Origin of the sequence: Methylobacterium sp. J-001 (assembly GCF_022829565.1) — a bacterium.
Lineage (GTDB): Bacteria > Pseudomonadota > Alphaproteobacteria > Rhizobiales > Beijerinckiaceae > Methylobacterium.
This window is the reverse complement of sequence record NZ_JAKSYN010000021.1, coordinates 1-13,593: the sequence shown is the minus strand read 5'-3', so window position 1 is coordinate 13,593 and position 13,593 is coordinate 1. Positions and strand designations below refer to the sequence as shown.

Genomic DNA, 13,593 nt, shown 5'->3' with positions numbered 1-13,593 from the left:
CTTCAGGACGTGAGCCATGCCAACGAATTCCTATCTCCCAATTAACTTCACGATTTCTCTGGAAGCTTGGGCAGAAATTGAAGCCATCAGAGAATTCTATGACAAAGATCGTGATGACAAAGCCTCTGTTTTAATGATTTCCTGGGGAAATACTGTATTAAACGACGGCAAGTCCTGGGGTCACGTCGTCATAGGATTCTATCGGACATCAGAAAGGCATGAAATCCGCGATGGCATTCAGATGCTTTCTGGCCACGAAGTTGTTTTTTCATTACACCCCATCTTTATGGGAAATTCGACGGAAAAATTATAAAATTTGGACGGGAAGAGGGATTTTTCCTGGCGCCCAATTGAAGACACCCGCGATCACGCACTTCGTGGTCGGACTCGAAATCTAAGACTCCCGGAACACGTCGCACCAAGCCGGCGGCAGGCCCATGACCGACAGAGGCGCCGTGACAGCGTGGCCCGGCAGGGTCGTCGCGCAATAGACGCCCCGCGCCACGCTCCGAGCCAGCACCCGCGCGGCAGCATCCCCCAGGCGCGCGAGGTCGGCCACCGGGTCCGTGAGCGGCACGGCGCCGGTCGCCACCGCGAAGACGAGGTCGCCGTCGAGCGGCGTATGCGCCGGCACCAGGGCGCGGGCGAGGCCGTCCTGCGCGGCCACCGCCAGGCGCCGGCACTGCGCTTTGGTCAGGGCCGCGTCGGTGGCGACCACCGCGAGGGTCGTCGCCGCGCCGGGGAGGACGCGGGCCGGAAAGGCGAGGGCGTCCGCCGGCACCCGGGCCGGGGAACCGAGGCCGCCGAACTCGTCGCCCACTTCGAAGGGCGCGGCCCAGAAATGCGGCCCGTCGCCGATCGTGGCGCTGCCGAAGGCGTTGACCGCTGCGAGCCCGCCGACCGAGAAACCGGTGCCGGGCACCGAGGCCGAGGCCGAGCCGATGCCGCCCTTCAGGCGCCCGGTGCGCGCGCCGGTGCCGGCCCCCACGGAGCCGAGGGCGAAGTCCTCCGCCGCCGCCGCGGCCGCCAGAAAACCCAGCTCGCGATAGGGCGGGTAGCGGCCCCATTGCTTGTCGCCGCCGTTGAGCAGGTCGAACAGGATCGCGCCCGGCACGATCGGGACCCGCATCGGGCCAACGGGAAAGCCGCGCCCGGCCTCGGCGAGCCAGGCGGTCACGCCGGCGGCCGCGTCGAGCCCGAAGACCGAGCCGCCCGAGAGCACCAGGGCGTCGATCCGCTCCACCGTGCGCTCGGGATCGAGCAGGTCGGTCTCGCGCGTGCCGGGGCCGCCGCCGCGCACGTCGACGGAGGCGGTGACGGGCGCGTCGAACAGGATGGCGGTGACCCCGCTGGCCACCGTCAGATCATGGGCGTGGCCGACCCGCAGGCCGGGAATGTCTGTGATGCGGTTGCGCGCCATGGATCGAGCTTGCCACGCCCGGCGATCGGGGCAAATCCCGCTCACGCTGCCGGGGCCCGTCGCGGGTCGAGACGGCGGCAACGCCATCGAGGAGCAGGACATGGACGTCGGATTCATCGGATTGGGGCGGATGGGCCGCGGCATGGCCGTCAGCCTGGCGCGGGCCGGCCACCGGGTCCGGGCGTGGAATCGCTCGCCCGAGGCCGCGCAGGGTCTCGACGGGGTGATTCCGGTGGCGAGCGCTGCGGAGGCATTTGCCGGGGACGCGGTCATCACCATGCTGGCCGACGACGCGGCCCTGGAGGCGGTGATCGTGTCGGGCGGCCTGCTCGATCAGCCCGAGCGCCCCGGCCTGCATATCGGCATGAGCACGATCTCGGTGGCGCTGGCCAAGCAGCTCGCCGCTGTGCACGGGCGGGCCGGCGTTCCTTACGTCTCCGCCCCGGTCTTCGGGCGCCCGGACGTGGCCGAGGCCGGCAAGCTCAACATCGTGGCGGCCGGTCAGGCGGCCCTGCTCGACCGCGCCGCGCCCCTGTTCGACGCCATGGGCGCCAGGACCTGGCCGTTCGGCGACGAGCCGTCGCGCGCCAACGCGGTCAAGCTCGCGGGCAACTTCATGCTGATCTCGGCCATCGAGGCCATGGGCGAGGCCTGCGCGCTCACCGAAGGCCACGGGGTCGCGGGCGCCGACTTCCTCGACCTGATGACCAACACGCTGTTCGCCTCGCCGGTCTACAAGGGCTACGGCGCCTCGATCGCCCAGAACCGCTACGAGCCGCCGGGCTTCGGCCTCAAGCTCGGCGCCAAGGACGTGCGGCTGGCGCTCCAGGCGGCGGAAGGCGTCGGCGTGCCGATGCCCTTCGCCAGCGTCCTGCGCGACGGGCTGATCGAGGCGATCAGCCACGGCGACGGCGAGAAGGACCTCGCCGCCCTGGCGCGGGTCTCTGCGCGGCGCGCCGGCCGGTAAGGGGATTCCGACGGGCGTGCGCCCAGCGCTTTCACGGTGTTGGGCCACGTGCGCGTCGTGGGATCGGCGCTCCCCTTTCCCAGACAGGTGAAGCGAAGCGGAACCTGATCTGGGACCCAGCACGCGAAGCGCCGCGCCAGCGGCACAGGTCGATCAGACGGACGCTGCGCGCCGTATTGTGCTAGGTCCCGGGTCGCATTCCGCTGGCGCTGCATGCGCCCGGGAAAAGGGCGGTGCAGACCGGCCCAACGCCATGGCTTGGCTTTCAGCTCAAGCACCTTGAAAGGGCTGGGCGCTTGCCCTTTGGCGGGTGATCCGAGCAGGGCCTTGATGCAGCGGGCGTCAGAGCCCGAAGCGGGCGAAGGCGGCGCGCTCCTCCACCGCCGCCAACGCCTCCTCGGCGATGCCGCCCGGCGCCCCGCCCCGGCGCAGCAGCCGGGACAGGAACCCGCCTTTGGCTTCGGCGACGAGCCTCAGGTCGACCGTGTCGCCGAAGCGCGCCCGCATGGTCGCGCGCACGTCCCCAAGTGCGTCGACCAGCCCGAGGGGCAGGGCCTGGCGGCCGGTCCAGACCGCGCCGGTGAACAGGTTTTCGGATGTCGACAGGGTCGGGCGCCGGGATGTGACGAGGCCGGTGAACAGGTCCTGGATATCGGCCTGGAGGCGCTTCAGGCGCTCCACGTCGGCAGGGTCCTCCGGGCGGAACGGGTCGAGCATCGACTTCGCCTCGCCCTGGGTGTGGACCCGGCGCTCGACGCCGATCTTCTCCAGGAGGCCCTGGAAGCCGAAGCCGGCCGAGACCACGCCGATCGAGCCGACGATCGAGGTCGGGTCGGCGACGATCTCGTCGGCCGCGCAAGCGATCATGTAGCCGCCGGACGCCGCGACATCCTCCACGAAGGCCACGACCGGGAGCTTCTTCTCCTCAGCCAAGGCCCGGATGCGCCGGTGGATCAGGTGCGACTGCGCGGGGGAGCCGCCCGGTGAGTTGATCACGATCGCCACCGCCTTGATCCCCGGCATGGTGAAAGCCCGCTCCAGGCTGCCGGCGACGCCGCCGATCGAGAGCCCCGGGCGGATCGGCGAGACCGCCCCGATCGTGCCCGAGAGCCGGACCACGGCGACCCGCGGGCGGCGGTCGCGGAAACGGCGCGGCAGGAAGGCCCGGAGGGCGTCGGGAAGGGCGAACGGCATGGAGGCTCTTCGGGGGAGGCGGGAAGCGGTATGTGCTGTCGTCCGAATTGGGCGTTGCGGCGCCCCGCGCAAGGGAACCGGGACAGGAGGTCCCGGCAACCATGATCGTCTGCGCAGTCAGAGCGGATCGAACCGTTTGCCGACCTTGGCGGTTCCTGGCGACGGCGCGCAGAGCGTGCCGGCCCGGATCTGCGGAATGCCGCCGGGTGCTCACACGGGAGAGAGAGACGATGCGACCCTGGCCCATCCTGGTCCTGCTCGCCGCGCTGATTGGGGGCTTCGCCAGCACCCCATCGCGGGCGGCACCGCTGCCGGTCCCGGCCGCCGCCGAGGCGGCTGCGCCTGGCCCCACAGTTCAACTCGCCCGCTGGCACTATCGGCGCCACTGGCACCGCCGCCATCATTACCGTCGGCATTGGCATCACCGGCGCCATTTCTGGCATCGCCGCCACCATTGGCATCGTCACTACGGACACCGGCGGCCCATCGCGTATCGCCGCCATTTCGGCCCGCGGCACCCCACGTTCTACTGACGCGTGCAGCCTGCGCCCCGGCCGGATCGATCCGGGCCGCAGCCTTGTGCGCGGGCGCGGAAAAGCTTATTTAACCACCTGATATCACTGCTGTTCCGCAAGGCCGTCCGGGCGCTCCGCGCGCCACCGGGATGGTCGCCAGCACCGCCCCTCCGGGCCTGATTACGGGTACTTCCTTGGCCGAGACCGATCCGACGGGCACCGCCCCGCCCGCCAGCGACATTCGCCCCGTCTCCATCACCGACGAGATGCGCCGCTCCTACCTCGATTACGCGATGAGCGTGATCGTGAGTCGCGCGCTTCCCGACGCGCGCGACGGGCTGAAGCCGGTCCACCGCCGCATCCTGTATTCCGCCTTCGAATCCGGGCACCTGCCGGAGCGGAAATACGTCAAGTCGGCCCGCATCGTCGGCGACGTGATCGGTCTCTACCACCCGCACGGCGACCAATCGATCTACGACGCCTTGGTGCGGATGGCGCAGGACTTCTCCATGCGCCTGATGCTCATCGACGGGCAGGGCAATTTCGGCTCGGTCGACGGCGATCCGCCGGCGGCCATGCGCTACACCGAATCACGCCTGGCCAAGCCGGCGACCGCGCTGCTGTCCGACATCGACAAGAACACCGTCGACTTCCAGCCGAACTACGACGAGTCGCGGGAGGAGCCGAAAGTCCTCCCGGCCCGGTTCCCGAACCTCCTTGCCAACGGTGCCGGCGGCATCGCGGTCGGCATGGCGACCAACATCCCGCCGCACAATCTCGGCGAGCTGATCGACGCCTGCATGGCGCTGATCGACGATCCCGGGCTGACCATCGAGCAGCTCACCGAGATCGTGCCCGGCCCGGATTTCCCCACCGGCGGCATGATCCTCGGCCGGGCCGGCACCCGGCAGGCCTACGCCACCGGCCGCGGCTCGGTGATCATGCGGGCCAAGTCGCATATCGAGGAGCTGCGCAAGGAGCGCGAGGCGCTGATCTTCACCGAGATCCCGTATCAGGTGAACAAGGCGACGCTGGTCGAGAAGATCGCTGAGCTCGTGAAGGAGAAGCGGGTCGAGGGCATCTCGGACCTACGCGACGAATCCGATCGCAGCGGCATGCGCATCGTGGTCGAGATCAAGCGCGACGCCATGGCCGAGGTGGTGCTGAACCAGCTCTACCGGTTCACGCCGCTGCAATCCTCCTTCGGCTGCAACATGGTCGCCCTCAACGGCGGCCGGCCGGAGCTGATGAACCTGAAGGACCTGCTCCAGGCCTTCGTCGATTTCCGCGAGGAGGTCGTCTCCCGGCGCACCAAGTTCCTGCTCGGCAAGGCTCGCGAGCGCGCCCACGTGTTGTGCGGCCTGGCGATCGCGGTCGCCAATATCGACGAGGTGATCCGGCTGATCCGCACCTCGCCGGACCCGAACACGGCCCGCGAGGCCCTGATGGGCCGCGACTGGCCGGCCCACGACATCGCGCCGCTGATCGCGCTGGTGGACGACCCGCGCCACCGGGTCGCAGAGGACGGCACCTACCGCCTGTCCGAGACCCAGGCCCGCGCCATCCTCGACCTGCGCCTGCAGCGCCTCACGGCGCTCGGCCGCGACGAGGTCGGCGACGAGTTGAAGTCGCTGGCCGACGAGATCGCCGACTATCTCGATATCCTGCGCTCGCGCGCGCGCATCCAGGCGATCGTCAAGGACGAGCTGATCGAGGTGCGGCAGCAATTCGCCACCCCGCGCCGGACCGAGATCGTCGACTACGATTCGAGCGTGGACGACGAGGATCTGATCGCCCGCGAGGACATGGTCGTGACCGTGTCCCATGCCGGCTACGTCAAGCGCGTGCCGCTCTCGACCTACCGGGCGCAGCGCCGGGGCGGCAAGGGCCGCTCCGGCATGGCGACCCGCGACGAGGATTTCGTCACCCGCCTGTTCGTGGCCAACACGCACACGCCGGTGCTGTTCTTCTCCAGCCAGGGCCAAGCCTACAAGGAGAAGGTCTGGCGCCTGCCGATGGCCGCCCCGAACGCCCGCGGCAAGGCGCTGGTCAACATCCTGCAATTGCAGGACACCTCCGAGCGCATCACCACGATTATGCCGCTGCCCGAGGACGAGGCGTCCTGGGAGACCCTGGACGTCATGTTCGCGACCGCCAGCGGCAACGTCCGGCGCAACAAGCTCTCGGACTTCGTCCAGGTGAACCGCAACGGCAAGATCGCCATGAAGCTCGATCCGGGCGACCACATCGTCCATGTCGAGATCTGCCGGCCGGACCAGAACGTGCTGCTGACCACGGCGATGGGGCAGTGCATCCGCTTCCCGGTGGAGGACGTACGCGTGTTCAAGGGCCGCGATTCCACCGGCGTGCGCGGCATCCTGCTGGCCAAGGACGACCGGGTCATCTCGATGACGATCCTGAACGCCTTCGATGCCAGCGCCGAGGAGCGGACCGGCTACCTGAAGATGCGCCGCGCCGTCACCGGCGAGGCGGAGGAGGCCGCCGAGGTCGAGGCCGAAGATGGCGCCGAGGCCGCCGCGATCTCGCCGGAGCGCTACACCGAGATGGGCGCGGCCGAGCAATACGTGCTCACCCTGTCCGAGCGGGGCTACGGCAAGCGCTCCTCGTCGTTCGAGTACCGGACCTCGGGCCGGGGCGGGAAGGGCATCACGGCGATGCGGGTCAACGACCGCAACGGCAACCTCGTGGGCTCCTTCCCGGTCGAGGCCACGGATCAGATCATGCTGGTCACCGACCGGGGCCAGCTGATCCGGGTGCCGGTGGACGACATCCGCATCGTCGGCCGCGCCTCGCAGGGCGTGACCGTGTTCAACACCGCCAAGGACGAGAAGGTCGTGTCGGTGGAGCATATCGTCGGTGAGGACGAGACCGAGGCGGGCGCGGAGGGCGACCTCGAGGCCGGCCCGGAGGGTGGCCCCGAGGCGGCGTGAGGCGCCTTCACCCCCGGCCCGAGGTTCCGTCCGGCGCAAAAATGCTCTAGGTCGGGCCTCGATGACCCGCACCGCCCTCTACGCCGGATCGTTCGATCCGGTCACGAACGGCCATCTCGACGTGGTCCGCCAAGCCTGCCGGCTGGTGGACCGCCTCGTGATCGCCATCGGCGTCCATCCCGGCAAGGCGCCGTTGTTCTCCGCCGAGGAGCGCGCGGCGCTGCTCACCGAGACCTGCGGGCCGGTGGCCGAGGCCGAGGGCGCGACCCTGGAGATTGCGACCTTCGCCGACCTCGCGGTCTCGGCCGCCCGGCGCTGCGGGGCGTCCATCTTCATCCGCGGCCTGCGCGACGGAACGGATCTCGATTACGAGATGCAGCTCGCCGGGATGAACGGTGCCATGGCACCCGAGGTGCAGACCGTGTTCCTGCCCGCCTCGACGCAGGCGCGCCCGATCACCGCGACGCTGGTGCGCCAGATCGCCGGCATGGGCGGGGACGTCTCGCCCTTCGTGCCCGCGGCCGTCGCCGACCGCCTCCGGCAGCGCTTCGCCGCCACAGCCTGATCCTCTGACGTTTCTGGAAGGACCCCGATGAACCGCCGCCACGCCCTCCTCGCGCTCGCCCTCACGTTCGGCTCCGTCACGGTCGCCCAGGCCGCCGACGCCAACACGGTCTATCTCGAGACCAAGGACGGGCGCATCACCATCGCGCTGCGGCCGGATCTTGCCCCGAAGCACGTCAAGCAGATCAAGACGCTGATTTCCCAGGGCTTCTACGACGGCCTGAAGTTCCACCGGGTGATCGACGGCTTCATGGCCCAGACCGGCGACCCGAAGGGCAACGGCACCGGCGGCTCCAGCCTGCCGAACATCCCGGCGGAGTTCTCGCAGACCGCCGAGTTCCGCCGCGGCACCGTGGGCATGGCCCGCTCGTCGGATCCGAACTCGGCCAATTCGCAGTTCTTCATCTGCCTCGGCGACGCACCGTTCCTGAACAAGCAGTACACGGTCGTGGGCAACGTCACGGACGGGCTCGACGTGCTCGACAAGATCAAGAAGGCCTCCCCGGGCGCGCCGGGCGGCGCCGTGCAGGATCCGGACAAGATCGTCCGCATGACGCTCGCCGAGAAGGCGAAGTAGTCCCCCCGTCGATGTGGTGCCGGCTCGCCGTCCTCGGCGCGCTCGCCCTCGCTCCGGCGGCGGCGCACGCCTATGACGGCGTCTCAGCCTATGGCGGCTATGCCTATCAGCCGGGCGGCGGCTACCCGCTGAGCCTGCCGCAGACCCTGCGGGGCACCGTCGCGGTGCCGCTGGCGCATCGACCGGCGCGGGCGGCCGACACCCTGGCCGAGCTCTACCCGGTGCTGGCGGCCTGCTGGCAACCGCCCGCCGGCCTCGCCGGGCCGGTCACCGGGTCCGACGATGTCGAGATCACCGCGCGGCTGTCGCTCCGGCGCGACGGCAGCCTGATCGGTCCCCCGCGCATCACCTACGCGGCGGGATTCGCTGACGGACAGCGTCGCAACCTGGTGCGGGCGACGCTCGATGCGCTCGCGGGCTGCACCCCGGCGCGGATCACCCCGGGCCTTGGCCGAGCGATCGCCGGCCGGCCGGTGGCTCTGCGCTTCGTCTACCGGCCGCCGGCCTGACCGTTTCGCCGCGCTCGCCGATCCTATGGGCGCCGCTACATTTCCACCAACAGGAAGGACCTATCCATGGCCGATACCGAAACCCTCATCCTCGAGACCACCAAGGGCCGCGTCGTGATCGGGCTGCGCCCCGACCTCGCCCCGGGCCATGTCGAGCGGATCAAGACCCTGGCCGCCCAGGGCTTCTACGACGGCGTGCCGTTCCACCGGGTGATCGAGAACTTCATGGCCCAGACCGGCGACCCGACAGGCACCGGCTCGGGCGGCTCCGAGCTGCCGGACCTGAAGGCCGAGTTCAACGCCGAGCCCCACGTGCGCGGCACCTGCTCGATGGCCCGCACCAACTTCCCGCACTCGGCGAACTCGCAGTTCTTCATCTGCTTCGACGACGCCCGCTTCCTGGACAAGCAGTACACGGTCTGGGGCAAGGTCGTGGAAGGCATGGACGTGGTCGACACGATCAACAAGGGCGAGCCGCCGCGCTCCCCGGACAAGATCGTGAAGGCGAGCGTGGGCGAAGCGGCTTAATTCGAGACGTCGCCGCCCGTGCTCTCGCCACAAGTGCGAGTACGGGCGGCCAATCAGAGCGTTCCACAGCCTTCGTCATTGCGAGCGTAGCGAAGCAACCCAGGGCGGCGCGCGATCCCCGAACGTGGCGTTTCCCTGGGTTGCTTCGCTTCGCTCGCAATGACGGTGTGGGATCAGCGATCCGACTGGATACCGTCGTAGCGCTCAGGCACTTGACAGTCCTTCGGCAGCACGACCCAGCTGGTTGAGCCCGTGGGTAAGTTCTGCGGCCGCGGCCAGATCTCCCGGCGTATTGACGTTCAAGAACGGATCGACCGTTTCAACTGGCCATTCGACGACGGCCGCGCCGTGACGCGCGATGAACGCCCCCACCCGCCGCTCGTCCCGCTCACACAGCGCCCGACGCAGATCATCCCGCAGCCCGACAGGCCAGAGCGCCACGGTGTAGTGCTCGCGTCCGCCCGAGGCGGCGAGCGCGATCGGCGCGCCCTTCAGAGCCGATCCGAGCCGCGCGGCGAGATCGCCCGGTAGGAACGGAGCGTCCCCGGGCACGCTCAGGACATGGGTCACAACCGGCCGATGCGCAGCGGCGAAGTCGAGCCCCGCGAGCAGGCCGGCGAGCGGTCCCGGCCGGCCCGGGACGGGATCGGGCAGGACCGCTCCCGGAAACCCGGCGAACCGCTCCGGATCGCCATTGGCGCTGAGCGCCAGGCCGGCCGGGCATTGCGGACCCAGCCGCTCCACCACCCGTGCCAGCAGCGTCCGGCCGCCGAGTTCGAGCAGCGGCTTGTCGACTCCGCCCATCCGCCGGCCGAGACCGCCGGCCAGGATCAGGCCGAGGATTGGTGCCGCCAAGGTCCGGCTCCCAAGGCCTACTCGATCACGATCCTGGGCGCCGTCCGCCCCGCCGGGCCCCCGGACAGGTTCGCCCAGAGCTTGGCGGCGATGTCGCGATAGACCTTGGCGTGCGGGCCGTCGGGATCGGTCGCCACCACGGGCCTTCCGGAATCCGAGGTCTCCCGGATCGTCATGTCGAGGGGCACCTCGCCGAGGAACGGCACGCCCAGGCGCTGGGCCTCGATGCGGGCGCCGCCATGCCCGAAGATGTGGGAGGCGTGGCCGCAATTCGGGCAGACGAAGGTCGCCATGTTCTCGATCACCCCGAGGATCGGGACCGCGACCTTCTTGAACATGGTCACGCCCCGGCGGGCGTCGATCAGCGCGAGGTCCTGGGGCGTCGAGACGATGACGGCGCCGGAGAGCGGGGTGGCCTGGGCCATGGTGAGCTGGGCGTCGCCCGTGCCCGGCGGCATGTCGACGATGAGCACGTCGAGCTCGCCCCAGATCACGTCACGCAGCATCTGGGTGATCGCCGATTGCACCATCGGGCCGCGCCAGATCATCGCCGTCTCGGGCTCGATCAGGAAGCCGATCGACATGACCTTCAACCCGTAGCCGACCATCGGCTCCATGGCCTTGTTGTCGACCACGGTCGGCTTGCCCGACAGGCCGAACAGCTTCGGCACCGAGGGCCCGTAGATGTCGGCGTCGAGCAGGCCGACCTTCAGCCCCTGGGCCTGGAGGGCCAGCGCAAGGTTGCAGGCCGTGGTGGACTTGCCGACGCCGCCCTTGCCGGAGGCGACCGCCACGATGTGGCGCACGCCGGCGATCTGCGGCCCCTGGTTCGGCGGCGCGCCGGGCCGCGGCGGGGCGACCGGCGGCGGCGTCACCGGGCGGGGGGCGGCGTCGCTCTGGGCCGGCATGCCCGGACCCCGCTCCGAGGTCAGGCTCGCGAACACACCGGAGACGCCCGGCATCTGCAGGACGCGCCCCTCCGCCTCCCGCCGCACCGGCTCGAACCGCTCCGCCTCGCTCGGATCGACCAGGATCGAGAACATCACCCGGTTGCTGGGATCGACCACGACCTGGGACAGCCGTCCAGAGCCGGGCAGGGTGGTGCCGGCGGCGTCGACGGTGACGGATTGAAGCGCACGCAGCACGTCGTCGCGAGTGATGGCCACGATTCTCGACTCCTGATGGGACGACTCGGGACGGGCGTATCCGGCCGTATTCGCCAGCCGTCGCAGACCCGGAATTTGGTCCCTTGTAGCCCTGCGGGCGGCAAACGCCAGCCTTGCCGACGGGAGTCCGTATCGGGCCTGAACCAACGCCGCCCTCGCCCGTTGTGTCGAGACTCTTTCGGGATCGGTGCACCGTGCAGGTACGCCCCCCGCAGACCACTTCCAGGAGACTTTACCCGATGCATCAGGGCAACCACCGCGACCACGAGGGCGCGAAGAAGCTGTTCGAGCTGGTCAAAGACGTGAAGATCGCGATGATGACCACTGTCGATGCCGAGGGTACGCTCAACAGCCGCCCGATGTGGAACAACGACGCTGATGAGAACGGCGATCTGTGGTTCTTCACCAAGCTGCACTCGCCCAAGACCGCCGAGATCAGCAAGGACAACCAGGTGAACCTGGCTTATTCCGACCCGTCGAGCCAGACCTACGTCTCGGTGGCCGGCAAGGCCGAGATCGTGCGCGAGCAGGCCAAGATCGACGAGAAGTGGAATGAGAGCCTGAAGACCTGGTTCCCCAACGGCAAGGACGACCCCGAGGTCGCCTTGATCCGTGTCCACCCGGAGAAGGGCGAATACTGGGACAGCCCCAACAGCAAGATGCTGCATCTCTACGGCTACGTAAAGGCGACGCTCACCGGCGAGAGCCCCAAGACCGAGACCAAGAAGGTCGATCTCGCCTGAGTTTTTTGTGACTTGGCGACGTTGGTATCGGGGGCGGCGCGTCTTAGGGACGTGTCGCCCTTCTTCTTGACGCGCCCGCGCCCGGCATGCGCTCTGCGCCGTGAGACGCGGGACGAGTCCGAAAAGCATGATTGATCTGGCGAAACGGGTCCACGATCACAGCTTCCGCATCGACCCGGTCGTACGGTCGCTGCTCGACACGGATTTCTACAAGCTGCTGATGGCACAGACGATCCTGCGCCGGCATCCGCAGATCGACACCACCTTCGGCATCACCAACCGTACGCAGCGCATCCGCATCGCAGACGAGGTCGATGCCGGGCTGCTGCGCGAGCAGCTCGACCATGCCCGCAGCCTGCGGCTCAGCAAGGGTGAGGTGACGTGGCTGCGCGGTAACGTGTTCCGCGGTCAGGGCCGGATCCTCGGCCCGGAATTCGTGGCGTGGTTCGAAGGCTTCCAGCTGCCCAACTACGAGCTCGCGGTCCATGACGGCCAGTACGAGCTGACCTTCCACGGCCCGTGGATCGAGACCACGATGTGGGAGGTCCCGGCCCTGGCGATCCTCAATGAACTGCGGGCGCGCGCGGTGCTGAAGGGTCTCGGCAAGCTCGACCTGCAGGTGCTCTACGCACGGGCGATGACCCGGGTCTGGGAGAAGATCCAGCGGCTGCAGAAGCTGCCCGACCTGTCGGTGGCGGATTTCGGCACGCGCCGACGCCACGGCTTCCTCTGGCAGGATTGGTGCGTGCAGGCCATGGCCGAGGGGCTGGGCGGCGCGTTCCTCGGCACCTCGAACTGCCTGATCGCCGCCCGGCAGGAGGTCGAGCCGGTGGGCACCAACGCACACGAATTGCCGATGGTCTACGCGGCGCTTGCCGAGGACGACGCGGCACTCGCCGCCGCGCCCTACGCGGTGCTGGCCGACTGGCAGGAGGATTACGACGGCAACCTGCGGGTCATCCTGCCCGACACCTACGGCACCACCGGCTTCCTGGCCAACGCCCCGGACTGGGTGAGCGACTGGACCGGCATCCGCATCGATTCGAAGGATCCGATCGCGGGCGGCGAGGAGGTGATCCGCTTCTGGCGGGAGCGCGGCTACGATCCCCGGGACAAGCTCGCGATCTTCTCCGACGGGCTCGATATCGACGCCATCGAGCACATTCACGCCCATTTCCACGGACGCATGCGCATCGGCTACGGATGGGGCACCCTGCTCACCAACGATTTCCGCGGTCTCCTGCCCGACGGCAAGCTCGATCCGGTCTCGGTGGTCTGCAAGGTCATGGCAGCGAACGGCCGTCCCACCGTCAAGCTCTCCGACAACCCGACCAAGGCCCAGGGACCGGCCGACGCGATCGCCCGCTACCGCCGGGTTTTTGGCGTTGGCGAGCAGTAGGCGCTGCCGGTGCTGGTGTGAGGCTCGACTAGCTGCGCCGCCGGCATTCGGAAACGCGGCCCTTTCCCGGCCGCATGCAGAGCCAGCGGTATGCGACCCGGGTCCCAGCGCACGTCGACGTTTATTTTCCGCGTTAGCTCGTAATGTGCCGCTGCGCGGCGCTACTTCCCCTGGGTCCCTGATCACCTTTCACTCACGTTCCAGT

General features: G+C 69.0%; 14 protein-coding genes. 10 read left to right on the top strand and 4 right to left on the bottom strand.

Going from position 1 to position 13,593, the window contains the following annotated elements; all coding sequences use genetic code 11:
• Positions 1-16 precede the first annotated feature (16 nt).
• Entirely contained in the window at positions 17-313 is a 297-nt protein-coding gene (locus tag MKK65_RS00485; RefSeq protein ID WP_243954358.1) for a hypothetical protein, read from the top strand.
• Between the two features lie 81 nt (positions 314-394).
• On the opposite strand, the gene MKK65_RS00480 is transcribed toward MKK65_RS00485, so the two are convergent.
• Entirely contained in the window at positions 395-1,420 is a 1,026-nt protein-coding gene (locus tag MKK65_RS00480; protein ID WP_243954355.1) for a P1 family peptidase, read from the bottom strand.
• Between the two features lie 100 nt (positions 1,421-1,520).
• Here MKK65_RS00480 and MKK65_RS00475 point away from each other — a divergent pair, with 100 nt between their 5' ends.
• Complete coding sequence (locus tag MKK65_RS00475) at positions 1,521-2,387, top strand: NAD(P)-dependent oxidoreductase (RefSeq protein WP_243954353.1); 867 nt, start codon at positions 1,521-1,523, stop codon at positions 2,385-2,387.
• 342 nt (positions 2,388-2,729) lie between these two features.
• Here MKK65_RS00475 and MKK65_RS00470 read toward each other — a convergent pair whose 3' ends face one another.
• Positions 2,730-3,581 carry a S49 family peptidase gene (locus tag MKK65_RS00470; protein WP_243954352.1) on the bottom strand — a complete coding sequence of 284 codons (852 nt, stop codon included), beginning with the start codon at positions 3,579-3,581 and terminating at the stop codon, positions 2,730-2,732.
• 230 nt (positions 3,582-3,811) lie between these two features.
• Between MKK65_RS00470 and MKK65_RS00465 the strand changes: the two genes are divergently transcribed.
• From MKK65_RS00465 to MKK65_RS00440, 6 genes are all read left to right on the top strand, one after another.
• A complete protein-coding gene (locus MKK65_RS00465; protein ID WP_058192192.1) occupies positions 3,812-4,114 on the top strand; it encodes a hypothetical protein in 303 nt (100 codons plus the stop codon).
• A 176-nt stretch (positions 4,115-4,290) separates the two neighbouring features.
• Positions 4,291-7,047 (top strand): DNA gyrase subunit A, encoded by a 2,757-nt coding sequence (gyrA, locus tag MKK65_RS00460; RefSeq protein ID WP_243954350.1) that lies wholly within the window; start codon positions 4,291-4,293, stop codon positions 7,045-7,047.
• A gap of 61 nt (positions 7,048-7,108) precedes the next feature.
• Positions 7,109-7,612: a pantetheine-phosphate adenylyltransferase gene (gene coaD, locus MKK65_RS00455; protein WP_243954348.1), complete on the top strand. Its 504-nt coding sequence runs from the start codon at positions 7,109-7,111 to the stop codon at positions 7,610-7,612.
• A gap of 27 nt (positions 7,613-7,639) precedes the next feature.
• Complete coding sequence (locus MKK65_RS00450; RefSeq protein ID WP_243954346.1) at positions 7,640-8,188, top strand: peptidylprolyl isomerase; 549 nt, start codon at positions 7,640-7,642, stop codon at positions 8,186-8,188.
• 11 nt (positions 8,189-8,199) lie between these two features.
• Positions 8,200-8,697 carry a hypothetical protein gene (locus tag MKK65_RS00445; RefSeq protein ID WP_243954344.1) on the top strand — a complete coding sequence of 166 codons (498 nt, stop codon included), beginning with the start codon at positions 8,200-8,202 and terminating at the stop codon, positions 8,695-8,697.
• Positions 8,698-8,763: 66 nt separating this feature from the next.
• Positions 8,764-9,225 (top strand): peptidylprolyl isomerase, encoded by a 462-nt coding sequence (locus MKK65_RS00440; protein WP_058192188.1) that lies wholly within the window; start codon positions 8,764-8,766, stop codon positions 9,223-9,225.
• Positions 9,226-9,429: 204 nt separating this feature from the next.
• Here MKK65_RS00440 and mobA read toward each other — a convergent pair whose 3' ends face one another.
• Positions 9,430-10,080 carry a molybdenum cofactor guanylyltransferase MobA gene (gene mobA / locus MKK65_RS00435; protein WP_279596426.1) on the bottom strand — a complete coding sequence of 217 codons (651 nt, stop codon included), beginning with the start codon at positions 10,078-10,080 and terminating at the stop codon, positions 9,430-9,432.
• A 17-nt stretch (positions 10,081-10,097) separates the two neighbouring features.
• Complete coding sequence (gene apbC, locus MKK65_RS00430; protein WP_243954342.1) at positions 10,098-11,246, bottom strand: iron-sulfur cluster carrier protein ApbC; 1,149 nt, start codon at positions 11,244-11,246, stop codon at positions 10,098-10,100.
• A gap of 239 nt (positions 11,247-11,485) precedes the next feature.
• Here apbC and MKK65_RS00425 point away from each other — a divergent pair, with 239 nt between their 5' ends.
• Positions 11,486-11,989, top strand: a complete 504-nt coding sequence (locus tag MKK65_RS00425) for a pyridoxamine 5'-phosphate oxidase family protein (protein ID WP_058192185.1) — start codon at positions 11,486-11,488, stop codon at positions 11,987-11,989.
• Positions 11,990-12,116: 127 nt separating this feature from the next.
• Positions 12,117-13,388, top strand: a complete 1,272-nt coding sequence (locus MKK65_RS00420; protein ID WP_243954340.1) for a nicotinate phosphoribosyltransferase — start codon at positions 12,117-12,119, stop codon at positions 13,386-13,388.
• The last annotated feature ends 205 nt before the right edge of the window (positions 13,389-13,593 follow it).

Bases quoted from the DNA above. Each gene is read 5' to 3' on its own strand.
- MKK65_RS00450 (WP_243954346.1), top strand. From the start codon at position 7,640: ATGAACCGCCGCCACGCCCTCCTCGCGCTCGCCCTCACGTTCGGCTCC.
- MKK65_RS00470 (WP_243954352.1), bottom strand. From the start codon at position 3,581: ATGCCGTTCGCCCTTCCCGACGCCCTCCGGGCCTTCCTGCCGCGCCGT.
- MKK65_RS00475 (WP_243954353.1), top strand. From the start codon at position 1,521: ATGGACGTCGGATTCATCGGATTGGGGCGGATGGGCCGCGGCATGGCC.
- MKK65_RS00465 (WP_058192192.1), top strand. From the start codon at position 3,812: ATGCGACCCTGGCCCATCCTGGTCCTGCTCGCCGCGCTGATTGGGGGC.
- coaD (WP_243954348.1), top strand. From the start codon at position 7,109: ATGACCCGCACCGCCCTCTACGCCGGATCGTTCGATCCGGTCACGAAC.
- MKK65_RS00485 (WP_243954358.1), top strand. From the start codon at position 17: ATGCCAACGAATTCCTATCTCCCAATTAACTTCACGATTTCTCTGGAA.
- MKK65_RS00440 (WP_058192188.1), top strand. From the start codon at position 8,764: ATGGCCGATACCGAAACCCTCATCCTCGAGACCACCAAGGGCCGCGTC.
- MKK65_RS00445 (WP_243954344.1), top strand. From the start codon at position 8,200: ATGTGGTGCCGGCTCGCCGTCCTCGGCGCGCTCGCCCTCGCTCCGGCG.
- MKK65_RS00425 (WP_058192185.1), top strand. From the start codon at position 11,486: ATGCATCAGGGCAACCACCGCGACCACGAGGGCGCGAAGAAGCTGTTC.
- MKK65_RS00480 (WP_243954355.1), bottom strand. From the start codon at position 1,420: ATGGCGCGCAACCGCATCACAGACATTCCCGGCCTGCGGGTCGGCCAC.
- MKK65_RS00420 (WP_243954340.1), top strand. From the start codon at position 12,117: ATGATTGATCTGGCGAAACGGGTCCACGATCACAGCTTCCGCATCGAC.